Annotated in this window: 20 protein-coding genes and 1 pseudogene; 7 read left to right on the forward strand and 14 right to left on the reverse strand. The window is 33.6% G+C overall.

The genetic code is table 11. The features are described 5' to 3' along the window. Positions 1–87: 87 nt before the first annotated feature. A complete protein-coding gene (locus HGO49_RS06615; RefSeq protein ID WP_017531627.1) occupies positions 88–1,365 on the reverse strand; it encodes an adenylosuccinate synthase in 1,278 nt (425 codons plus the stop codon). Positions 1,366–1,544: 179 nt separating this feature from the next. On the opposite strand from HGO49_RS06615, the gene HGO49_RS06620 reads away from it, so the two are divergent. After that, positions 1,545–3,143 carry a hypothetical protein gene (locus HGO49_RS06620; protein ID WP_017531628.1) on the forward strand — a complete coding sequence of 533 codons (1,599 nt, stop codon included), beginning with the start codon at positions 1,545–1,547 and terminating at the stop codon, positions 3,141–3,143. Positions 3,144–3,466: 323 nt separating this feature from the next. Here the strand turns inward: HGO49_RS06620 and HGO49_RS06625 are convergent, their stop codons facing one another. From HGO49_RS06625 to HGO49_RS06635, 4 genes and pseudogenes are all read right to left on the reverse strand, one after another. After that, complete coding sequence (locus HGO49_RS06625) at positions 3,467–4,180, reverse strand: hypothetical protein (RefSeq protein WP_063630455.1); 714 nt, start codon at positions 4,178–4,180, stop codon at positions 3,467–3,469. A 45-nt stretch (positions 4,181–4,225) separates the two neighbouring features. Further along, positions 4,226–5,085: pseudogene (locus HGO49_RS06630) on the reverse strand (IS982 family transposase). A 71-nt stretch (positions 5,086–5,156) separates the two neighbouring features. Beyond that, positions 5,157–5,291 carry a hypothetical protein gene (locus HGO49_RS07470; RefSeq protein WP_256390368.1) on the reverse strand — a complete coding sequence of 45 codons (135 nt, stop codon included), beginning with the start codon at positions 5,289–5,291 and terminating at the stop codon, positions 5,157–5,159. A gap of 770 nt (positions 5,292–6,061) precedes the next feature. Continuing rightward, positions 6,062–8,050 carry an ankyrin repeat domain-containing protein gene (locus HGO49_RS06635; protein ID WP_172758359.1) on the reverse strand — a complete coding sequence of 663 codons (1,989 nt, stop codon included), beginning with the start codon at positions 8,048–8,050 and terminating at the stop codon, positions 6,062–6,064. A gap of 50 nt (positions 8,051–8,100) precedes the next feature. Between HGO49_RS06635 and HGO49_RS06640 the strand changes: the two genes are divergently transcribed. Continuing rightward, positions 8,101–8,808, forward strand: a complete 708-nt coding sequence (locus tag HGO49_RS06640; RefSeq protein WP_172758351.1) for an IS6 family transposase — start codon at positions 8,101–8,103, stop codon at positions 8,806–8,808. An 18-nt stretch (positions 8,809–8,826) separates the two neighbouring features. Here the strand turns inward: HGO49_RS06640 and HGO49_RS06645 are convergent, their stop codons facing one another. The 3 genes from HGO49_RS06645 to HGO49_RS06655 all read right to left on the reverse strand — a co-directional run bounded on the left by HGO49_RS06645 (position 8,827) and on the right by HGO49_RS06655 (position 10,069). Further along, positions 8,827–9,369 (reverse strand): DnaB-like helicase C-terminal domain-containing protein, encoded by a 543-nt coding sequence (locus HGO49_RS06645; RefSeq protein WP_172758358.1) that lies wholly within the window; start codon positions 9,367–9,369, stop codon positions 8,827–8,829. A gap of 219 nt (positions 9,370–9,588) precedes the next feature. Next, the gene (locus tag HGO49_RS06650) at positions 9,589–9,873 is read right to left on the reverse strand and encodes a type II toxin-antitoxin system RelE family toxin (RefSeq protein ID WP_172758357.1); all 285 of its coding nucleotides are present in this window, start codon (positions 9,871–9,873) and stop codon (positions 9,589–9,591) included. Beyond that, positions 9,851–10,069 carry a hypothetical protein gene (locus tag HGO49_RS06655; protein ID WP_172758356.1) on the reverse strand — a complete coding sequence of 73 codons (219 nt, stop codon included), beginning with the start codon at positions 10,067–10,069 and terminating at the stop codon, positions 9,851–9,853. Before HGO49_RS06655 ends, HGO49_RS06650 begins: the two co-directional genes overlap by 23 nt. 130 nt (positions 10,070–10,199) lie before the next feature. On the opposite strand from HGO49_RS06655, the gene HGO49_RS06660 reads away from it, so the two are divergent. Further along, positions 10,200–11,915 carry a hypothetical protein gene (locus tag HGO49_RS06660; protein ID WP_172758355.1) on the forward strand — a complete coding sequence of 572 codons (1,716 nt, stop codon included), beginning with the start codon at positions 10,200–10,202 and terminating at the stop codon, positions 11,913–11,915. Positions 11,916–11,933: 18 nt separating this feature from the next. On the opposite strand, the gene HGO49_RS06665 is transcribed toward HGO49_RS06660, so the two are convergent. Further along, positions 11,934–12,641, reverse strand: a complete 708-nt coding sequence (locus tag HGO49_RS06665) for an IS6 family transposase (protein WP_172758351.1) — start codon at positions 12,639–12,641, stop codon at positions 11,934–11,936. A gap of 215 nt (positions 12,642–12,856) precedes the next feature. On the opposite strand from HGO49_RS06665, the gene HGO49_RS06670 reads away from it, so the two are divergent. Continuing rightward, entirely contained in the window at positions 12,857–13,768 is a 912-nt protein-coding gene (locus HGO49_RS06670) for an Rpn family recombination-promoting nuclease/putative transposase (protein ID WP_172758354.1), read from the forward strand. A 39-nt stretch (positions 13,769–13,807) separates the two neighbouring features. Here HGO49_RS06670 and HGO49_RS06675 read toward each other — a convergent pair whose 3' ends face one another. Continuing rightward, on the reverse strand, positions 13,808–14,947 hold the full coding sequence (locus HGO49_RS06675) for a hypothetical protein (protein WP_172758353.1): 1,140 nt from the start codon (positions 14,945–14,947) through the stop codon (positions 13,808–13,810). Positions 14,948–15,206: 259 nt separating this feature from the next. On the opposite strand from HGO49_RS06675, the gene HGO49_RS06680 reads away from it, so the two are divergent. Beyond that, positions 15,207–15,698 (forward strand): hypothetical protein, encoded by a 492-nt coding sequence (locus HGO49_RS06680; protein ID WP_172758352.1) that lies wholly within the window; start codon positions 15,207–15,209, stop codon positions 15,696–15,698. 41 nt (positions 15,699–15,739) lie between these two features. On the opposite strand, the gene HGO49_RS06685 is transcribed toward HGO49_RS06680, so the two are convergent. The 4 genes from HGO49_RS06685 to dnaA all read right to left on the reverse strand — a co-directional run bounded on the left by HGO49_RS06685 (position 15,740) and on the right by dnaA (position 19,746). After that, a complete protein-coding gene (locus HGO49_RS06685; RefSeq protein ID WP_172758351.1) occupies positions 15,740–16,447 on the reverse strand; it encodes an IS6 family transposase in 708 nt (235 codons plus the stop codon). Positions 16,448–16,577: 130 nt separating this feature from the next. Beyond that, positions 16,578–17,258 (reverse strand): hypothetical protein, encoded by a 681-nt coding sequence (locus HGO49_RS06690; RefSeq protein ID WP_017532608.1) that lies wholly within the window; start codon positions 17,256–17,258, stop codon positions 16,578–16,580. A gap of 75 nt (positions 17,259–17,333) precedes the next feature. Continuing rightward, positions 17,334–18,206, reverse strand: a complete 873-nt coding sequence (gene secF, locus HGO49_RS06695) for a protein translocase subunit SecF (RefSeq protein WP_017532607.1) — start codon at positions 18,204–18,206, stop codon at positions 17,334–17,336. 157 nt (positions 18,207–18,363) lie between these two features. Next, on the reverse strand, positions 18,364–19,746 hold the full coding sequence (gene dnaA / locus HGO49_RS06700; protein ID WP_026092711.1) for a chromosomal replication initiator protein DnaA: 1,383 nt from the start codon (positions 19,744–19,746) through the stop codon (positions 18,364–18,366). A 325-nt stretch (positions 19,747–20,071) separates the two neighbouring features. Between dnaA and HGO49_RS06705 the strand changes: the two genes are divergently transcribed. Then, positions 20,072–20,854 (forward strand): type I glutamate--ammonia ligase, encoded by a 783-nt coding sequence (locus HGO49_RS06705; protein ID WP_172758530.1) that lies wholly within the window; start codon positions 20,072–20,074, stop codon positions 20,852–20,854. 36 nt (positions 20,855–20,890) lie between these two features. Next, positions 20,891–21,598: an IS6 family transposase gene (locus tag HGO49_RS06710; protein ID WP_172758351.1), complete on the forward strand. Its 708-nt coding sequence runs from the start codon at positions 20,891–20,893 to the stop codon at positions 21,596–21,598. The last annotated feature ends 84 nt before the right edge of the window (positions 21,599–21,682 follow it).

The following is a 21,682-nucleotide window of genomic DNA, read 5'->3' on the forward strand; positions in this document are numbered from 1 at the left end:
GTACGTTTACGCTGCTACTTTGCATAATAGATTGCTTGAAGTCACACAAGTATCGTTTTTTATTAGATAAAAGTTAACAAGACGTTTTCATAGATTTTTAAGCTTAATAACATCCTCTCTATTGGGACTAGTTGAAATTAGATGAATTGGTACACCTATTAATTCTTCTATTTTTCTCACATATTTCATCAAATTTGCAGGTAATTCCTTAACTGACCTTTTGCCTTGAGTTTTCTCTTTCCAACCAGGAAATTCTTCATATATTGGCTCTAATTCTTTTTGTATTGAATGTGATGCGGGTAAATAATCATACATTTTTCCGCCATACTTATAACCAGTGCCTATTTTAATAGTATCAAAAGAATCAAGAATATCTAATTTTGTTAATACAATGCTTGAAACTCCAGAGAGTTGTACGGCCTGGCGCACTAAAACTGCGTCAAACCATCCGCAGCGCCTTCTTCTATTGCTTACTGTTCCAAGTTCCTTACCTATAGAAAATAAGCTGTCTCCAATCTCGTTATTTTGTTCAGTAGGAAATGGACCATTACCCACTCTTGTTGTATACGCTTTTGCTACACCAATAATGTGAGCATTGTAGGATAATCCTGAGCCTGTTATCGCTTGCGATGCTACGGTATTACTTGAAGTAACAAAAGGGTAAGTTCCGTGGTCGATATCTAAAAATGCGCCTTGAGCGCCTTCAAATATTATTTTCTTACCTTCTTTCATAAAATCATTTAGTATCTTCCACACAGGTTTTTTATATAAAAGAATTTTTTCTGAAATCTCTTCAATTTCCTTTAATATTTCTTCTTTTTTAACTACCTGGTAGTTAAGTCCTTTTCTGATAGCATTATGGTAACTCAGGAGAGCGTCCACTCTTTGATTGAGCTCATCTGTGTTTTCTAAGTCACAAAGGCGTATAGCTCTCCTTCCAACTTTATCTTCATAACATGGTCCTATCCCTTTGTTTGTTGTGCCAATTTTGCAATTTCCGTTTAAATCTTCAAATAGCTTTTCCTTGTCTTTATGTATACTGAGTATTAATGGGCAACTTTCAGATATCATCAAATTGTTATGATTTACGTCTACCCCTTTAACTTTCAATGACTCTATTTCTGAGATTAAAGCGTGTGAATCGAGAGCAACGCCATTTCCTATGATAGATATTCTGCCTGGTCTCAAAACAGCAGAGGGCAGTAAATTTAATTTATACACCTTATCACCTACTACTATAGTATGCCCTGCATTATTTCCCCCCTGAAACCTCACAACTACATCTGCATTCTCAGAAAGATAATCTACTATTTTACCCTTACCTTCATCACCCCATTGCAGACCAACAATTACAATATTATTCATCACTATTTTCTAGATTAATACGTAAATATTAATGCAGCATGCTACAAATGAAAAGAGAAATCTACGCCTTTCCTATATCCCTAAAATAAAGAAATAGACTATCGACTTTTTTATATATTATAAAATTATTCATCATTATATGGTACAACTTACAGCATATTTATAGTAAGGTGTTAATTATGAAAGAGGCAAAGAAGAGTCCGGTAGTTAGATTAAAGGCCACAGCTAAAGAATTCAATTTTAGTAAATTAAGAGCAGATCAAGATAATAAATTAGCGAATTCCGGTGAAACAATGTTCTTAGATTTTCAAAGAATGAATTTTATTATTAATGAAAAAGAAATAGATAAAAATTTTATTATTGCATTTAAGGAAGGAGCTAAAGATTATAAAAATGAGATTTTTAACCGTGATAATTTTGATAACCTCTCTGAAGAAGGTAAAGCTTTTATGGAACCAGTACTTAGGGAGCTTGATCAAGATAGACTATCTGAAGTTTGGGAAAATCATTGTAATAGCCCTACAGTTGCTGATGAGAAAAAAATTGATGAATATAGAAAGGAATTTGAGAGATTTTATAACGCAGGGAGAAGCTCTTATCATCTATTCTCCAAAAAAGATTACCGTGCATTAGCAAAGGAAATTTTTAAGGAAATGTTTAGATACGCTGAAGCAAAGGTTCCAAGTGATGCTATTTTAGAAGAGTTAGTCACCAATTGTAATCAAGCAGGGTATGGGGCTGGTATATTTAATGAATCTCATGCCGCACTCAGTAGTTGTAATTTAACTCCACACAGTCCTAAAAAAGCGCTAAACATTTACTGCACCGACCACAACTGCATAAAAGTGACGTCTGATATGGCAATGCCTATAACCACGGTTGACAATCCGGAAGAGAAAATATGTGACCTATCCAGCTCATTAGAATTCATACTCGAATCTCAAAATGACAAAGATGATATAATATATAAAGAAGGTAAATTATCACTCACTATTCCTGAAGAGTTAAAAAATTATAAAGATAATGGCAAGAGCTTGTTTGACATTATTAAAGAATATTTTCAGAAATTCTGTACAAAATTAGGATTTAAACCTGAGATAAAAATACAAATAGAGCATAGCTTAGGTACTCAAATCAAAGTAAACAACTATTTAGATGGTACAATATCTACTACAGGATCGGATGCAAATGAAAAATTTACCAATCTTTTAAAGAAAAATCTCAGAGAGAGGTTATTGGGATCAGGAGTTGCTCTAGGAGGTGAAGATGTTGATGATATTATTGAAGTCAGAGTATCTGCAGTTATGGATCTACTGCGTGATTATACTAAATTGGAAGATAATAAAGAAAACAGAGAGTTATTAATAAGTGAAGTAGCAGATAATTTAGGGCTTTTCTTTCAAGGTAAAATAGCATCAGAAATATTGAGAGAGTTTGATAATGAAATATTAATGCATACAGAAGGCATAGAGAATAACATAGGTCAATATATAATAGAATTAAGATCTTTACCTTTTTTGATAAAAGGTCAGGTTAATCATAATCAAGTGCAGTTTGTTGTAAATATTTTTACCAATTTAATTATTGAAGGAAAAAGCGAAGTATACAAAGAAAAAAATGCAATTAATGCAATTGATGCAATTCATCAGAAGATAGATAAGGCAATTGTTGAGCAAGAAGAAAAAGCAACCAACAAACAAGATATAGAAAATGATAAATGGACAGACAAAATAAAAAAACAGAGATTATCTATGGAATCACATGGGCATTTACATTAAAGATACTGTGTACAGAGGCGTAGTATACTAAATCCAAAGCGTTTGTAGATTCGATATCTTCAGTAACTTGACGCAGAGAGAATTATATACCTTAATCAATTTTTCTAGCGGTATCCATAAGGTAAATCATTATTTGAGTGTTACACCTAAGCCCTCTTTATTCTCCTCTGTTATCAAGCTAAAAATACCATTTGGTTTCATTATGTATACGAAACTATTATGCTTGCAAGAAAAAAACTCCTAAAAAACTGGAAAAGAGAATAGAAATTTGACATAAGCTATTCCCAAATTTTGGGAATGTTCAAAAAAGCATACGAGTCAAATTAAGAGAAAATGAGCAAATTTAGTGCACTCAAAGTTGATATTCTTGTTTTTCTATATTTGTCTTTAGTAATAGTCGAATCAAAAGCATTCGTTATCATTAGATCATTGCTGTTACTACGAACAAACTTATAATTTCCTCCTTTTCTAGGCGTAGCAAGCTCAGTATCTTTCTCTACATCTTGATCCGTTATAACAATAACTTCTTTATCCTTTTCAAACATCAAAGGTTGTGGTTTTAAACTCCATTCATTATTGTCAACGCTGATTATCATAGGAGCATTTTCTACTATTACATGAGTCTTGTTATACCTCTGAGCCTCATCTTTTAACCTCACGGTAAAATACTCATGCTTTCCCACTGTTGCTCTTAATAATAAATCATTTTCAAATCTAATTACTTGTAATTCAAAATTATCTTTTGCTTTTCTTACTACATTTCTTAAATCAACCGTATCTATTGAATTCTCTTCATCAATATCATGAATAATAACCTCCGGAATGTTATCAGCTTCAGAATCAATTACATATACATTTTCACCACCATTGCCTGTTAAATGACTCTTATGTACAGGATAGTTACGTATTACTTCATGATTTCCACTTCCTATGACCACTGCCTCATTACTTAAAAGTGATTGTATAAAGATTGCTACACCTTGATAATCTCGATTTAAAAAGTCAGCCAAGACGTTTTTAGCCATCATTCCATGCATGGTCATACCTGAGTTTTTCCTACTCTAGCTAACCCCAGTTGCGGATTAATCAATACAGTAAAATGTAGAAATAGAGGGCTTTTTAGGCTTCATAGAATATGAAACTAATGTGGAAAAGATGTGCACCAAGAAATTTATTGGAGACCTGTGTCTTGAATGCTCAAGATCAAGTCTGTTTTTGAGGTAACCAAAAACTGTTTCAATAATCGACCTTTTTCTTAAAAAAATCTTTTCTTCAAGAAGCATTAATGTATTTTTCATACCTTTTTTTACTTTGGTAACGAGTTTTATTCCTCTATCGAAGAGTTTTGCAAAGAGCTCTTTCTTTATATAGCCCTTATCACCAAACAAAAGACCAGTCAGTTTTTCAGTTAATTTTGGTACTGGTTTTCTGTCGTCAACGTTACCTTTAGTCATTGTAACTCCTTGAATTTCACCTTTTTCATTAATTACCATATGCAATTTAAAACCCAAAAACCAGCCATATGTAGTCTTTCCAAGCTTTGCCAATCCTTTGAAAACTTTGTTTCTTGAGATTCTTTTTGGATGGCAAACAGCGATAGAAGTTGCATCTATGTACGAAATTCCGGTCATTTTTGACTGCTCACAAAGCCACTTTAACAAGAGCACTAAATACCTTTTAGCCTAATAAATCTACTATATGTTGGCAAATTTTGAAACTCAGATCCATGTAGTGCTTTCAAATAATATGTATAGAAAGATTTAAAGTCCTCACATCTAGATTGTTGATAAAGTAAAATTATAGTAAGAATTTCAGAATGCGTAATCCCTGGCGTTCTGGTAGGTTTTTTACTGTTTGGCAGGAGTTTTTCTGCGAAATTTTTGTTTATAGCCTTGCAAAAATCGTCTACAAAGCAAAATAATTCTGTTACATTTTTATTCATGGGTAACCTCTCTATTTTTTGATAATATGTTTCCGGAGTTTACCCTATTTTCCCGGCTTTTTCACTGACTTCTAATCCCCAACTGGGGTATGAGAAGAAGTGTTGTTTGGAATGCGTTCCCTTAACTTAAGTATGATACGTGATTTTGAGCCCTTCATTAATCCTCTGGGCATTGCTACTTTCAAGTGAATTTGAAGGCCTATCATACTTGCCTAAATTACTAGGTTTTGTATCGTAACCTTTAGTATTATTCTTTTGTTCTGAAGCTAGTTATGAGTTCTCTAATAGTGATTTATTAAATGATTCTTTCTTACCAAGCTTTATCATAATCTACCTCACCTTACCTTCCAAATTACAGTGTTTACGTCTGCATATCCCAAATATTACTTTAGGCGTTAGCTTCTTAAACAATCCCTCCACGTAGAAGCATTCAGTGGGCCACCTTCTTAGTTATCCTTTTTTAAACAAGGGATAATAAGAGCTTCCATGTGGTTACTCCGTTCCATGAAATCGTTTCACGTTAGACTTAGATTCTTACTATTTGCCAGGAGGTTGAAAACATCTTAATTAGACCTTCTCATTCTAATTATTCACCTCTCCATACCCTTTGGTTTATGCGTGTCAACTTTATTTCGCATATCACAAATAACGACAATTCAGACATAAGTTCCTTTCGTAACCATATCTAACTTTCTTAGGGGAATTTATTATAAAGTTTAATATTACCCCTTTTTAATCCATGCTTGCACCCTAGAAAATTGCCTCTTTCCTAAAGTGTGGATTATGCTTTCAACCCGATGTTAAGGCGGATGGAATCTAACCATCACGATTTCATGACTTTCGGGTCGCACGAGAATAATTTGTTTTGGAATGGGTTGGTCTACCACTTGTTCTACGCGAATTTATATCAATTTATTACTTTATTTCTCTGTTTTTTTGAAATTTCCCTCATAAAATTAAATAGCTTACTGTAAAATTATAGTCTTAAATCTTTGTTTGTAGATTCTACAGTAACTCTGTTAAGTAAAAACATAGGCGTATTAGTGAAATTAACTACACTTTCCATTTCCATTCTGTTAAAAAGATCTACAGACATTAATATGTCTGACGGTAGATTCTGACTACTCTGAAATAGTTGTATATTTGATGCATTTTCTTCTGATGTTGCGCTCATATTTTTTAATTTTCTTTTTTTAGGTGGTGTATGTTCATCAAATGTCTCTAGGTTTCTTTTATGTGATTGTGTTTTTAAATCTGGAGCTAAGTGCATATCTTCAAGATAACAAATAATTTCTTCTGAGTTAGAATACACAATAACATAGTCCAAAGGACTCATATTTTTTTCATCTTGTCTATCTATACTAGCTCCTTTCTCTATAAGGTATTCAACAATATCTAACTGACTATGCATAACAGCAAAGTGCAAAGGACTCTCACCTTCTTTACTACGTAGATTTATATTAGCTCTTTTCTCTACAAGATATTCAACAATATCCAATCTACCATATATAACAGCAAAGTGCAAAGGACGCATGTTATTTTTATCCTTTATATTTATACTAGCTCCTTCCTCTACAAGGTATTTAATAATATCTAAGTGACCATATATAGCAGCAAAGTGCAAAGGACACATACTATCTTTGTTTAATGATTTTATTATAGCCCCTTGCGCTACAAGGTATTTAGCAATATCTAAGTGACCATATACGGCAGCAAAGTGCAAAGGATTCATACCTTTTGTGTTCTTTAGATTTACATCACCCCCTTTCCTTACAAGATGCTGAACAGTACCTAAGTGACCATGTATGATAGCATAATCTAAAGAAGTAAAATTCTTTTCATCAATAGCATTAATAACTTTGCTTAATTTATTAGGTTCTATTTTCTCTAATATCAGCTTAATAACTTCTTCATTACCATCTTTGGCTAGTAAATGTAAGATAGTACTTTTATCATAAATAGAATCAATAAATTCATTAACTAATCTGTCATATTTACTTACATGACTCCAAACAGATATAATGTGATTCGGATTTATAAGGGAAAATGATGTCATAATTTCTCTTAAAGTTTCTTCTTCTATTCCTGTTCGTTCTTTCTCTACTCTTACTGTTTTTTGTATCCCTTTATGAACTCTTGCTATTGACTTCTCTAGCTCAATCACTGAAAACTTATTGAGTAGATTAAGAGCATCCAAAACTTGTTGCTTACCTTTTTCTGATTCCTTCTGGAGGAAAATTTCTTCTATATCAATTTGATTGGGATCCAAGTAAGCCATATATGATACAATATCATGCGATTGCTGCCCAACATTTTCTTCTCTTTTTATTTTATCAAGGTTAAGCGTCAAAGTTATAAATAATTCTTTGGTGAGACCTAGCGCCTCGAGACAATTAGGATTCGGTTTTTTCATTTCTTCATTATAGAGTTTTAGATATTCACTAACATTAATCTTTTCTTGTGTAATATATGCTGTTGCTTGTGTCAAAGCTAATGGAAGATATCCCAATGTTTGTGCTAACCCTACTAGATAGTAATCCTGTAACCTATCTTTTACTTCTAAGGCTCTTTCAATAAATGTTATAGCTTCTCCTAGAGAAAATCCATCATTCAACTGTGTCTTTTCTATTTCTTTTTCCCAATTCTTGCTACGAGAAGTAATTAAAACGTAAGGCTTTTCTCCATGAAAAAACAAATTAGGAAAATAGGATGGTAAAAATTTTTCAATCTCCTCATAATTAGTGGCATTATCAAAAATAAAAAGACTTTTTACGTCTCGAACATACTTATATACATCCTTGACAATAGATTCAATTCCTCTATCTCGAACAACATTAAGATCAATATGATTTTCTGTAGAAATTCCTAATTCTTTAGCTAAATTACGAAATGAATTGAAAAGAGTGTCATATGTTTTAGCATTTATCCAGGTTCTGTCGCATCTATAGAGCGAAGTCAGTTTCATTTGTAGGAAAATAGAAAAGAAGTAATATAATCATCTTTAAAAAAGCAAAGATGTTGCGTATTAGTCCAAAATTATTGCCCTATTTCAAAGGATTTAGCTTTTCAGCAGAGATAATAATGTTATCAGTATACATGAAGTGTCGATTTTCTTTGAGCTATCGAGATTTGGAAGAAATGATGAGTATAAGAGGAGCGAAAATTGATCATGCTACGCTACAAAGGTGGATTATCAGATTTGTGCCACTGATAGATGAAGAGGTGAGGAAAAGGAAGAAGCAGGTTGGCAGTAGCTGGAGAATGGACGAGACCTACATAAAATTAAACGGTAAATGGGTTTATCTATACAGAGCACTAGATAGTCTCGGCAATACTGTAGACTTTCTGATGTGTACTCGTAGAGACAAGTCTGCAGCACTTGCATTCTTTCGTAAAGCCTTTAGAAGGAATAATCTTCCTGAGAAAGTAGTAATTGATAAAAGCGGCAGTAATATTGCTGCTCTTGATGACTTGAATACGGAAATTCCTGAACCTTATAGAATCACGGTTTTTCAAGTAAGATATCTAAATAATATTGTTGAACAAGATCATAGATTTATCAAAAAATTAATAAAACCAATGCTTGGGTTTAAAAGCTTCCATTCTGCAAAGATTACCATCACAGGCATAGAAAATATTCGTATGATTCAAAAAAGACAAATTATTAAAGCTAATGATAATGGTTCTACTTTTGAAAATTTTGCTATGTTAATGGCTCTATAACTCTCATAATTCCAGTTTTTACAATCTTCTTGTACTACAATTTATAGATGCGACAGAACCTTTTATACTGTATTGCTTATCAATTGATGCGATCTTTTTTCTTAGAACATTTAAATCCATACTTCCTGAACTATCGACAAGGAGATTTAAGAAAGCGAGCTCACTTAATCCTTGGTACAGAAGCTCCATATTATTCTTCTTAATGATGGTGTTGACTGTTTCATTGACTTTGATACTGATTATTCTGTTGATGAGTTGATTGGCTGACATTTCAAGCGAGAAGAAACAGACATACTCGTGGTCATTTAAGAGCTTTGCGGCCTCTAGAGCCATGTGTAATGCTATTGAAGTCTTGCCAATTGAAGTACGTGCTGCAAGCACAGAGAACTCTCCTTCTTTGAAGCCACCTGTTATTGTGTCAAGCTCCTTTATTCCTGTTGTTATTCCTTCTATTTCGTCGGGGTTTGCTAGCCGTTTATCGATGTATTGTCTGTAGTCTTTGAGATAATCAACTATTAGTTTGACATCATCATCGACCCTGAGCCCTTCTTCCTGATCCATTCTTCACCTAAAACCGGAGGCTCCTCAAACTCAAGATCTTGTTTTCGTCGCCTCTCCCAATGAGTTATATTATATTATATATAAATAATATAATATAATATAACTTATAGTGGGGGGTACCCAAAAAAATGGTTATTTTTGAGCTGAGCAAAGCCGCCTAAGGTGAAGAATGGATCAGGAAGAAGGGCTGTATAATGTATATTACTTGTATAAAATGTTTTAATCTTCGTAGATATCTTCTCTATGTTTTATTCCAGTAATCATTACCACACGTTCCGATGTGTTTACCCTATATACCACACGGTAATCACCTACTCGTATTCTGCGATGTCCCTTAAGCTGACCTAATAAAGCTTTTCCCACTTTATCAGGAGAATCTGAAAGACGATCCTTTATAGCTTCTTTAGTTCTTGATTTTATTGTTTTTGGAAGACTTGGAAGGTCATTATAGACCACATTCTCTTCGTAGTAAATTGAGTATTTAATCCCAATTGATGTCTTCATGCTTGATGAATTTTGCGTTTGGAACATCACGTTTAACAGCGAGTTTGAACAGTGCTATCTCTTCCTCACGTTCGGCTGCTTCTTGTATTAACTCCTCTACTAACTCTTGAGCAGATTGCTTTTTCACTTTAGATAAACGATTCAGGCCCTTTAAGGCTTCTCCACCGAGAGATATGTTAATTTCTGGGCTCTCCATAAGTTTTACCAAGTTCTACTACTGTATAATTATACAACATTTTCCTAAAATTTTCAATAAAGAATTATATTGACAGATTATGGTAGGTTGAGTATATACCAGTATTAGCTTTTGCTGAGGTTAGGGAGAAATGACACAGAAGTTAATACTAAGTATAGTATTGCAAGACATTATCAGGAATAAGGAAGGTATGCCAGCTGCTGGCTACTGGATGTATTTCTATGACAAGAAGAGTCCTACAACTCTTCGTAATGCCTATTACAAAAATAAAGAAGGAACTGTTGTACCAGCACCAAATCCTCTGCAACTTGATGAAAACGGTGCATTGCCCCATAAAATCTACTACTTTGTTGACGTAGATGACCCCGAAGATCGTTACATTGCAGAGCTAAAGTGCTGTTACGGCAATGCTGCTGCTCCTGAGATTGTTTTTGATAACCTACCATATTTTCAGACTCAGCGTAGCGCTGATCCAATTAGCGCTGTCATATCTGATAATTTGTTTATCGATGGGCAGTTTAATATTGGTCTACAAATTGATGATAGGGGACAGGGACCGGGCTATGTTTTACCTCAGTTCTCACAAGTGCCAATTGCTGGACTTTCATGGCAGTTTGTAAGATCTTATGCTGATTCAGTTGCTATGCAAGATAGAACTGACATTGATAGGGTTTTCATTAAAGACATTACTGAGGCTGAGAGAATCGATGAAGGCAATCCTCGTTTTTATTTGAACGTTATTTGTGAAAAGCCTAATGAGAAAAATTCGCCTCTTGAGAAAGCGATAGTATTTAAAAACTCTAATGCTCTATGGAGCGTTATTTCTCAGTCACTGAAGCTTAAGTTCTACGCTTGGAGAGGTGGTGATGATCTAGTTGTTAAATTAATAGCAATTCGTGATTTTGGTGCAAAATCATCAACTCCAGCAAAAGTGAATGTAGTAGATGAATTTTTAATTGATTCTGATTCACCAAAAGTTTACGACACCAGTTTAACTTTGCTGGACTTTGTCATCCCTTCTGATATTGGTGATGATCAAAGTTTGACACTCAAATTTCTATTACCGACCGATCGGACATTTAATTTTAAAGCAACAAATTTTTATTGCGCAAAGGTTTCAGCACCAGTTTCAACTATTGATTTTAAATATCCAACAGAAAATTCTGATTTAGCAAAATCTAATTTGTTATTTTCGTCGTTTAAAGCAAATAAATACAGCATTAATAACAGTTACAATGAGCTCGCTTTTACCATTAATGGGCTTAAATTTGTCGATAATATCGGCGAGATTGTTGAGTACCCGAAGGGAGCGAAAGTTAATGAAGGAGAGATAAATTTAATCAAGTGCGATGGTCGCACGCTTGATTCAAGAGAAATGAGTCCGCTCGGCATTGAATATAAAAGGCTATATGAAAAGTTAGACCATGCTCCAGTTACCTTTGATATGATGCAAATCAAAGAGGTACCAAATTGGTTTAATGCGATCTCAGGTGAGTACATTAAAAGGTTTGCTGTAAACAATAAAGTTATAGTTGCTTTTGAAGGAGAGGGAGTAGTGAATAGTAAGCCCGAAGGTGATGATATTGGTCATCTGTGGCTTGAGACTACGTTTCATGCTAATGAAAATGTGACTTATGATTTTCAGTATGTGACATCAGCGGATGTTACTACTTGTTGTCATTCGTTTGATATTACTGATCGTTATACAGGTAACATTAATCCTAGCGTTCGTGTGAGTAATCCACAGTTACACGAGGTGAGATTTGCAAATACTAAAATTAACGATTTTCCAGGTTATTTTAACGGTTCTGTCGCATCTATAAATTGTAGTACAAGAAGATTGTAAAAACTGGAATTATGAGAGTTATAGAGCCATTAACATAGCAAAATTTTCAAAAGTAGAACCATTATCATTAGCTTTAATAATTTGTCTTTTTTGAATCATACGAATATTTTCTATGCCTGTGATGGTAATCTTTGCAGAATGGAAGCTTTTAAACCCAAGCATTGGTTTTATTAATTTTTTGATAAATCTATGATCTTGTTCAACAATATTATTTAGATATCTTACTTGAAAAACCGTGATTCTATAAGGTTCAGGAATTTCCGTATTCAAGTCATCAAGAGCAGCAATATTACTGCCGCTTTTATCAATTACTACTTTCTCAGGAAGATTATTCCTTCTAAAGGCTTTACGAAAGAATGCAAGTGCTGCAGACTTGTCTCTACGAGTACACATCAGAAAGTCTACAGTATTGCCGAGACTATCTAGTGCTCTGTATAGATAAACCCATTTACCGTTTAATTTTATGTAGGTCTCGTCCATTCTCCAGCTACTGCCAACCTGCTTCTTCCTTTTCCTCACCTCTTCATCTATCAGTGGCACAAATCTGATAATCCACCTTTGTAGCGTAGCATGATCAATTTTCGCTCCTCTTATACTCATCATTTCTTCCAAATCTCGATAGCTCAAAGAAAATCGACACTTCATGTATACTGATAACATTATTATCTCTGCTGAAAAGCTAAATCCTTTGAAATAGGGCAATAATTTTGGACTAATACGCAACATCTTTGCTTTTTTAAAGATGATTATATTACTTCTTTTCTATTTTCCTACAAATGAAACTGACTTCGCTCTATAGATGCGACAGAACCGATAAACGTTGCAAAGAACAGAAGTGGCTCAACCGGTAAAGTCACCGTGCCTTATCAGGTTAATACTGGCAGAATTGAAAAATCACAGAAAATAGTGTATAATCATTAGTATTTTTTCATCCTCTTGCTATGGTTCTGTTAAAATTTCTTGATCCAAAATTAGATCTAACATTTAAAAAAATCTTTGGTGCTGAGAAGAATAAAAATATCCTTATTCATTTTTTAAATGATATTTTAGGCTTTTCCGGTAGTAGTGAAATACAAGAAATAGAGTTTCTCAGCACTATCATGGATCCTGAGATTGCCTCTGATAAGCAAAGCATTGTTGATGTTCTTTGCAAAGACTCTCAAGGGAATAAATACATCGTAGAGATGCAGATCACTCGTGATAAAGGTTTTGAAAAACGTGCTCAGCTATATGCTGCTAAGGCTTACTCAAGACAGCGAGGAGATTATGCAGATCTGAAAAAAGTTTTTTTCATTGCTATTTCTAATAAGACGCTGTTTCCTGATGAGGTTGAGTACATTTCCACTCATAACATACGCGAAATAAAAACTAATGGACATTATTTAAAAGGTTTTCAATTTATATTTATTGAATTACCTAAATTCAAAAAAGACAAAGTGGAACAGTTGGAGAACACGATAGAGCGTTGGTGCTTTTTTTTCAAACATGCAGAAGATACTACAGAAGAAGATCTGAAAGAAATTGCAAAAAAAACACCAATAATAAAACTAGCGTACGATGAGTTAGACAAGTTTCATTGGAGTGAAAAAGATCTAGTAGCATATGAAGAAAGAGTAATGGATGTGCAAAAAGAAGCAGCTATTCTCGCATACCAAATGGAAACTGCCGAAGAGCAAGGTAGAGAGAAAGGTATGGCTCAAGGTATGGCTCAAGGTATGGCTCAAGGTATGGCTCAAGGTATGGCTCAAGGAAAGATTGAAGTAGCAAAAGCAATGCTAGCTGAAGGTATGAACACCACAACTATCGCTAAGATAACAGGGTTGTCGATTAGTAAAATTGAGAAGTTAATGTAGAGCTTTTACAAAAATTCGTAAAAGCTCTCATATAGAAAATTAACGCCCAATAGAAGAGTCCGCTCCTTTGACATTCGGTTTTGCAACATTTGTCAATGGTTTCACCGACTCAGAGCTCTCTTCTTTCACTCCTGAAGCAAATTCTTTAAGTGCAGACTCTACCTCAGGATTCTTTTCCACGAGCTCTTTTATTTCCTTGCTTTTTTGTGGTTGAGAACGTTTATATAGCTTAGGTTGTACTTTTTCCGTACTCTTTCCTTGGTTTAATCCAAGTGCTTCATAGAGGAACTTTGTATCATGCGGTTTTCCTACCATTACTTCTTGATGTGCATATATCTCTTCATCAGTAACGCCGTTTCTTTTAAGAATTTTCGCAGAACCATCAGCGCTAACTGAAATTTTCATCTCGCACTTTTTCTCTGCAACTTCCCAATTAAGATCCATATCATATGTTCCATTAAGAACCTCATATGATCTTATTTCCTGTCCGTCTTCATCTTGACAAAGTACTAAGCGTACTCCCCTCGTTTTGTTTTCGTCAGGTGAGCATATTGTAATTGCGTCTATACCATATTCTTTGCACTTACTAGCTTCGAGAAAATCCATCAAACAAATCGGATCTTTTCCCGCAACAGCTAACCTTGCAACCGGAAAAGGAATGAAATCTTCATCTAGATTTTCCTCAAGTGCGGCAAACTTTATCTTATCACTTTTCATACCGTAAAGTTCCTTTACTATCTCCTTAGGAACATCTCCTGAAACTACCGTAGAACTATGATTTACATCATTAGAATCCACAGAGCCCCCAAGTAGGTAATCTCTATACATTTTCAAGGTTTCTTTATCATTAATATCAAAAAGAAAATTTATGTTCTTTCGACGAGCCTCCCAGGTTTCTGTATTATGAACCTCGTAACCACTTTTGTATATTCTAGGAAAAGCTCTTCCATTATCTACTGAAGAAAACCACTGTTTTTTTATTTCTTTATCCAAGTCAAGAGCTTCCCTATAATCATGGATTGCACCATTCTCTACATAACCAAAAACTCCAGAAAAAGTAGAACTTTCTTTACTTATATCATGAATTTTACCCACTTTTCCACCATGAGTAATTGTACTCACCAACTCCTTAGCTTTTTTCTGGGTTTTACTTTTTAGATTTTTTAAAGCGCTTAACATAATGACCTCACGTTAATTTACATAATTAGTTCAAGCATACCAATATAAGCTATGCAAAGTCAAGCCTACAATCTAAATTTTTTATGATAAATAAGGAAAAATTAATTATGGTATATAAAACGTCATATTCTACCAACTCTAGTAAAAATCAAGCTTAAAATTTAAGGGAATTTGCGTAAAGGGCATTTCTGCCCTTTACACGCATTTTATTTTTTAGTAGACTCCAGCTTCTGACACAAAAATTCTACTACGACACCTTATGAAGAGATATCAAAACAAAGAGTACCAAAACGAAAAAAAGAGTCAAGAAAAAAAAAGCTTGACTTCGTATTATTATGTCTATCACAACTTCAGCATACGAGGAAGCCTTCACATAGTGAATGTAAACAGCAAGCATGTGCAGGCGCAAATAAGCTCTAGAAGGCGAATAAAAGCGCGAGAGAAGTCAGTTGAGCGAAAACTTCCGATAAGAACTTTCGACACGCGTCTTAATGCGAGTGAGCTACTACAAGTTATAAAAAACAAGGAAGTAAGATGGTTTAAAAATGGCACTGCTGCTGAACATAGTACCTATCTTTCAGAGGCCTTCAACCCGCACAAAGCAAAGAAAATCTATGCAAGTAGAGCACAGAGAGAAGCAGAAAAATACTTTGTCAGAGTAGTAAAAGAAAAATTTCGCGATTTAAAAACGTCAAACGTGCTCGCAATTAGAGAAGAAGCAGTAGAAAAAGTGGTTCTGTCGCATCTATAAATTGTAGTACAAGAAGATTGTAAAAACTGGAATTATGAGAGTTATAGAGCCATTAACATAGCAAAATTTTCAAAAGTAGAACCATTATCATTAGCTTTAATAATTTGTCTTTTTTGAATCATACGAATATTTTCTATGCCTGTGATGGTAATCTTTGCAGAATGGAAGCTTTTAAACCCAAGCATTGGTTTTATTAATTTTTTGATAAATCTATGATCTTGTTCAACAATATTATTTAGATATCTTACTTGAAAAACCGTGATTCTATAAGGTTCAGGAATTTCCGTATTCAAGTCATCAAGAGCAGCAATATTACTGCCGCTTTTATCAATTACTACTTTCTCAGGAAGATTATTCCTTCTAAAGGCTTTACGAAAGAATGCAAGTGCTGCAGACTTGTCTCTACGAGTACACATCAGAAAGTCTACAGTATTGCCGAGACTATCTAGTGCTCTGTATAGATAAACCCATTTACCGTTTAATTTTATGTAGGTCTCGTCCATTCTCCAGCTACTGCCAACCTGCTTCTTCCTTTTCCTCACCTCTTCATCTATCAGTGGCACAAATCTGATAATCCACCTTTGTAGCGTAGCATGATCAATTTTCGCTCCTCTTATACTCATCATTTCTTCCAAATCTCGATAGCTCAAAGAAAATCGACACTTCATGTATACTGATAACATTATTATCTCTGCTGAAAAGCTAAATCCTTTGAAATAGGGCAATAATTTTGGACTAATACGCAACATCTTTGCTTTTTTAAAGATGATTATATTACTTCTTTTCTATTTTCCTACAAATGAAACTGACTTCGCTCTATAGATGCGACAGAACCTTAGAGAGTGCTGTTTATATAAGCAACATTCTGATGCTGGTTCCCTAAATTATGTTAATCTCTAAGTTGTGATAATTATCATCTGGTTCCGTATAGTACCTTACTTGGTAAGTATCATCATATTCAAGTGTTCCACTTTTGCTTTCTAAATCAATTTCCCTTGAAGTTTGATCTATGCTCTCAATCTCAAGCTTGCTGCCTAAATTATCTAATCTCTTATTCTCAACAACAAGAGAATCCTCTTTGTACTGTACTATCACCCGTGTCCCCCCTTTATCAATATCAGCAAAATAAATGTTACTATTTTCTTCATTATATCCGGAAAACCCTTTTATATTTACAATAGATTTTCCATCTTTGCTGGCAATATTTATATTTCTTTCCATATCCAAATCTGAGTATACCGGATACTCTGCGACATAATTTCCTTCCGTATCATCATTAACTTTAAAACTAAATAACTTATTAATTTCATTATCAATTGTACTTTTGCTAGAATCAAACTGAATATTCCCTATTTTTATCTGTTCTGTAAATCTGTAATCTGTATCTGGATTATGAACAGGCTGGCTAAACGGATTATGGCTTTTGGCGTTATACCTACACTTCAAATTATTTCCATCAAAATTGCACTCTGCACCATTCTTTAATTTAACATCGAAACTATCTCCTGATGGATTAAAATTTTCAATACCATTTAATCTCAGTTTACAAGTATCTACCATAACAAACCCCTTTATAATATGAACAATGTAAGATATATATGCTGATTTTATTATAAATACCTTAACACTTGTGCTTCATCTACTTATCAATGCTCTGCAAGTCAATATAGGAGCAGAGATAAATATTGCAGAGCAAGTGCCAACTGCAATTCCAAAAGAGATGATTAAGCTGAAGTCTCTAACCATACCTGTACAAATCAGTACTAAAGGAAGAGCAGCAAGAAGAGTAGTACCTGAAGTTAACATAGTGCGAAATAGTGTAGAATTAATGCTAGCATCAACTATTTCATCCATTTCTACATCTTTTCTATTTTTTTGATACTCTCGAATCCGATCGTATATAACCACTGAATTATTGATTGAATAGCCAATCACGGTAAGTAGAGCTGCAACTGATGAAATATTAAACTCAATACTCGTTAAGCTGATAAAGCCAAGAGTTAAAATCACATCATGGATCAGCGCCATTATTCCACCAAGTCCACATTGCCAATTAAACCTAAGCCAAACGTAAAAAAATATTCCAATAATTGCAATTAACATGGCTGATATCCCTTCAAATATCTGTGTTGAACCTATTTGTGGACCAACATAGTCTGTTTTGCGGTAAATTATTGCATTACCGAATTTTTCTTCCAGTATACTTTTGACCTTTTTAATTTTATCTTCATCTCCTTCATCTTTAAACCGCACAACTAAGTTATCACCAGCTTTTGAACTCTGTATCGCAAATCCATTCTCTTTTAATATATTGAGAATATCATCATCCTCACTTGAAGATTTTATCTCCATCAAAATTCCACCTGTAAAGTCTATACCTAAATTCATTCCACGCAGCATAAAAGTAAGCATTGAAAAAATGATAAGAATAACACTAATAAGTGCTGTCAAATTTCTATATTTACTAAATTTTATATCAAGATTACCTGGAATAAGTCTAATTGCCATATTTCCCACTTAAATTGTGATTTTATATACTTTTTAAGCAATCGACTAGCTATTTTCTCTTAGCTTATACTAATACTGATCTTTGATTTACTTAATCTACTTGAAAAAGATATTTGATCAAAGAAATGAAAACAGCCTGGTTGTCATTAATAAAGTGCTACTTAAATATCTTTTTTAATAGATTGATTTCATCAGCAAATTTTGAGTCAGTTCTTATAAAATTTTCTACTTGTTTGACTGCATGTATAACAGTCGCATGATCTCTGCCACCAAAGTTTCTTCCAATATCTGGCAGGCTCTTTTGTGTAAACTTCTTAGCAAAATACATAGCTATTTGTCTTGGTCTTGCAAGACTACGGAGCCTTCTATTAGATTGCATATCTGCAACCTTTATGTTAAAAAATTCAGCTACTTTCTTTTGTATCTCTTCTATTGTGATTGACCTATGATTCGATCTAAGAAGATCTATTAGGGTCTCGCTAGCTGATTCTACTGTCATACTTCTTCCAATTAACGAAGTATGAGCAACCTTATTTAATGCTCCTTCTAGTTCTCTTATATTGGATTTTATATTCCTTGCTAAAAATTCTAGGACATCTTTTGGAACATAAATATTCATTCGCTCCACTTTGGCCTGCAATATACCAAGTCTTAATTCAAAAGTTGTTTCATTGATATCTGCAACTAATCCCCAACCAAGTCGTGATTTTATTCTCTCCTCTACTCCATCAAGATCACTAGGAGATCTATCAGCTGATATAACCAATTGTTTATTTTGATCTATCAATGCATTGAAAGTGTGAAAAAATTCTTCTTGTGTACTATCTTTACCACTGATAAATTGTACATCATCTACCATCAATACATCTACTGATCTAAATTGTTCTTTAAATAACATAATATCTTTACTTCGCAGCGCTGTAATATATTGATACATGAATTTCTCTGCCGATAAATATACTACTTTTCTCTTTGCTGATAGAGAATTAACTATATCCCAAGCTATAGCATGCATTAAATGTGTTTTACCAAGTCCCACTCCACCATATAGAAATAAAGGATTGCTGCCTGATATTGGATCTATAGATTCCGCTACACGCTTTGCCGCTGTAAATGCTAATTCATTTGACTTTCCTACCACAAAATTATCAAAACTGAATCTGGGATCCAGTGGTGAACCAAGATTATGATTATTTTCCTCTCTATTTTTTAGTATCGTATTAGAATTTGAATTTCTTTCTTCAATTAATTGAATATCAATAGAACATACACTTTGATCTTCGCTTTGCCATAATGACAATATTTTTTCCATGTAGTGAACTGTAATCCACTCCTTTATAAATCTTGTTGGTACAGACAACAAAACTTCTCCATTTCTGTTGCTGATAAATCTTAGTGAACTCAGCCAGCTGTTATATGTTGCCTCTCCATAAAGATTATGGAGATAATTTTGGATTTTTTTCCAAGTAACATTGTGGTCCGTTACTGTAATAATCTGATCAAAAAACATAGTAGAAACCTTAGGGTTAGTTAAGTTCATATACCACACCAAGAAAGAACAATAATCAGAAAGATGCAAGATAATCAATAGCTTACTGTAAGATAAAAAGCTAACACTACTTAATACATACCTAAAATTATGAGGATTTTTTGACGAGTTGTAAAGAGTATAAAAGCACTAAAATTGATCATTTTTTGAAATAAAAACAATCAATTTGTAAATGTCGCTTGTACCGAGGATTAGAAGTATGTTATTAAAAAATAGTAATATATTATGTATAAATAAGATATTAAATTTACTGATAAATAAGTAAAGTACTTGTATAAATATAGCTGATTTAATATAAATTTATTGAAGTAAATTTGTGATTATATTAAGTAATTTGAGTCATAATACTGTATTCGGTATTGAACTGGAGTTTTACACTGAGGGAATAAAAAAAGAATATTTATTTCTGAATAGCATCAAAAATAAAATAGCTTCTCTTGGATTTTTTTGTGAGAAAGAGAGTTCTTTAAACCAATATGAAATAAAAAGTGACTGTTATACGAGCTCTGATAATTTAATTATGCATTTTGAGTTGGCAAAACAATTACTGATTAGAACAGCACAAGAGTTCGATGGTAATGTTTCTTTTAAAGCAAAACCTTATTTGGATAGAGCAGGCAGCGCACTAAATGTACATGTTAGCCTCATGGATTCAAATAATAATAACTTATTTTATAGCAATAAGCAAAAATATAGTGACCACCTGATTCACAGCATAGGTGGATTATGTGCAATGATGAAAAAACATATGTTGTTTTTTGCTCCAAATGATGATTCATATTTAAGATTTCAGTACCCAGATATTCATACTCCAACGACGATTAGTTGGGGAGTGAATAACAGAACTGCTGCAATAAGAATCCCCTATTTTGGCAACGATTCCAAAAGATGCCGCCTAGAGCACCGTGTTCCTGGAGCAGATTGTAACCTTGAAAAAGTACTCACAGCAATAATTGAAGGTATAGTTTTTGGTATAGAGAACAAAATTGCTCCGCCAAATAGAGTGTATGGCATTGCATCTGATCCTCAATATAAGATGGAGAGTTTGAGGTTCTGTCGCATCTATAGAGCGAAGTCAGTTTCATTTGTAGGAAAATAGAAAAGAAGTAATATAATCATCTTTAAAAAAGCAAAGATGTTGCGTATTAGTCCAAAATTATTGCCCTATTTCAAAGGATTTAGCTTTTCAGCAGAGATAATAATGTTATCAGTATACATGAAGTGTCGATTTTCTTTGAGCTATCGAGATTTGGAAGAAATGATGAGTATAAGAGGAGCGAAAATTGATCATGCTACGCTACAAAGGTGGATTATCAGATTTGTGCCACTGATAGATGAAGAGGTGAGGAAAAGGAAGAAGCAGGTTGGCAGTAGCTGGAGAATGGACGAGACCTACATAAAATTAAACGGTAAATGGGTTTATCTATACAGAGCACTAGATAGTCTCGGCAATACTGTAGACTTTCTGATGTGTACTCGTAGAGACAAGTCTGCAGCACTTGCATTCTTTCGTAAAGCCTTTAGAAGGAATAATCTTCCTGAGAAAGTAGTAATTGATAAAAGCGGCAGTAATATTGCTGCTCTTGATGACTTGAATACGGAAATTCCTGAACCTTATAGAATCACGGTTTTTCAAGTAAGATATCTAAATAATATTGTTGAACAAGATCATAGATTTATCAAAAAATTAATAAAACCAATGCTTGGGTTTAAAAGCTTCCATTCTGCAAAGATTACCATCACAGGCATAGAAAATATTCGTATGATTCAAAAAAGACAAATTATTAAAGCTAATGATAATGGTTCTACTTTTGAAAATTTTGCTATGTTAATGGCTCTATAACTCTCATAATTCCAGTTTTTACAATCTTCTTGTACTACAATTTATAGATGCGACAGAACCCTTTATTCTTGCCTTCTGTCAAAC

This window comes from Wolbachia endosymbiont of Diaphorina citri (assembly GCF_013096535.2).
GTDB lineage: Bacteria > Pseudomonadota > Alphaproteobacteria > Rickettsiales > Anaplasmataceae > Wolbachia.

Excerpts from the sequence above, each read along its gene's own strand:
- HGO49_RS06615 (WP_017531627.1), bottom strand. The coding sequence starts at position 1,365 with ATGAATAATATTGTAATTGTTGGTCTGCAATGGGGTGATGAAGGTAAG.
- HGO49_RS06620 (WP_017531628.1), top strand. The coding sequence starts at position 1,545 with ATGAAAGAGGCAAAGAAGAGTCCGGTAGTTAGATTAAAGGCCACAGCT.
- HGO49_RS06625 (WP_063630455.1), bottom strand. The coding sequence starts at position 4,180 with ATGCATGGAATGATGGCTAAAAACGTCTTGGCTGACTTTTTAAATCGA.
- HGO49_RS07470 (WP_256390368.1), bottom strand. The coding sequence starts at position 5,291 with ATGATAGGCCTTCAAATTCACTTGAAAGTAGCAATGCCCAGAGGATTA.
- HGO49_RS06635 (WP_172758359.1), bottom strand. The coding sequence starts at position 8,050 with ATGAAACTGACTTCGCTCTATAGATGCGACAGAACCTGGATAAATGCT.
- HGO49_RS06640 (WP_172758351.1), top strand. The coding sequence starts at position 8,101 with ATGTTGCGTATTAGTCCAAAATTATTGCCCTATTTCAAAGGATTTAGC.
- HGO49_RS06645 (WP_172758358.1), bottom strand. The coding sequence starts at position 9,369 with ATGGATCAGGAAGAAGGGCTCAGGGTCGATGATGATGTCAAACTAATA.
- HGO49_RS06650 (WP_172758357.1), bottom strand. The coding sequence starts at position 9,873 with ATGAAGACATCAATTGGGATTAAATACTCAATTTACTACGAAGAGAAT.
- HGO49_RS06655 (WP_172758356.1), bottom strand. The coding sequence starts at position 10,069 with ATGGAGAGCCCAGAAATTAACATATCTCTCGGTGGAGAAGCCTTAAAG.
- HGO49_RS06660 (WP_172758355.1), top strand. The coding sequence starts at position 10,200 with ATGACACAGAAGTTAATACTAAGTATAGTATTGCAAGACATTATCAGG.
- HGO49_RS06665 (WP_172758351.1), bottom strand. The coding sequence starts at position 12,641 with ATGTTGCGTATTAGTCCAAAATTATTGCCCTATTTCAAAGGATTTAGC.
- HGO49_RS06670 (WP_172758354.1), top strand. The coding sequence starts at position 12,857 with ATGGTTCTGTTAAAATTTCTTGATCCAAAATTAGATCTAACATTTAAA.
- HGO49_RS06675 (WP_172758353.1), bottom strand. The coding sequence starts at position 14,947 with ATGTTAAGCGCTTTAAAAAATCTAAAAAGTAAAACCCAGAAAAAAGCT.
- HGO49_RS06680 (WP_172758352.1), top strand. The coding sequence starts at position 15,207 with ATGAAGAGATATCAAAACAAAGAGTACCAAAACGAAAAAAAGAGTCAA.
- HGO49_RS06685 (WP_172758351.1), bottom strand. The coding sequence starts at position 16,447 with ATGTTGCGTATTAGTCCAAAATTATTGCCCTATTTCAAAGGATTTAGC.
- HGO49_RS06690 (WP_017532608.1), bottom strand. The coding sequence starts at position 17,258 with ATGGTAGATACTTGTAAACTGAGATTAAATGGTATTGAAAATTTTAAT.
- secF (WP_017532607.1), bottom strand. The coding sequence starts at position 18,206 with ATGGCAATTAGACTTATTCCAGGTAATCTTGATATAAAATTTAGTAAA.
- dnaA (WP_026092711.1), bottom strand. The coding sequence starts at position 19,746 with ATGAACTTAACTAACCCTAAGGTTTCTACTATGTTTTTTGATCAGATT.
- HGO49_RS06710 (WP_172758351.1), top strand. The coding sequence starts at position 20,891 with ATGTTGCGTATTAGTCCAAAATTATTGCCCTATTTCAAAGGATTTAGC.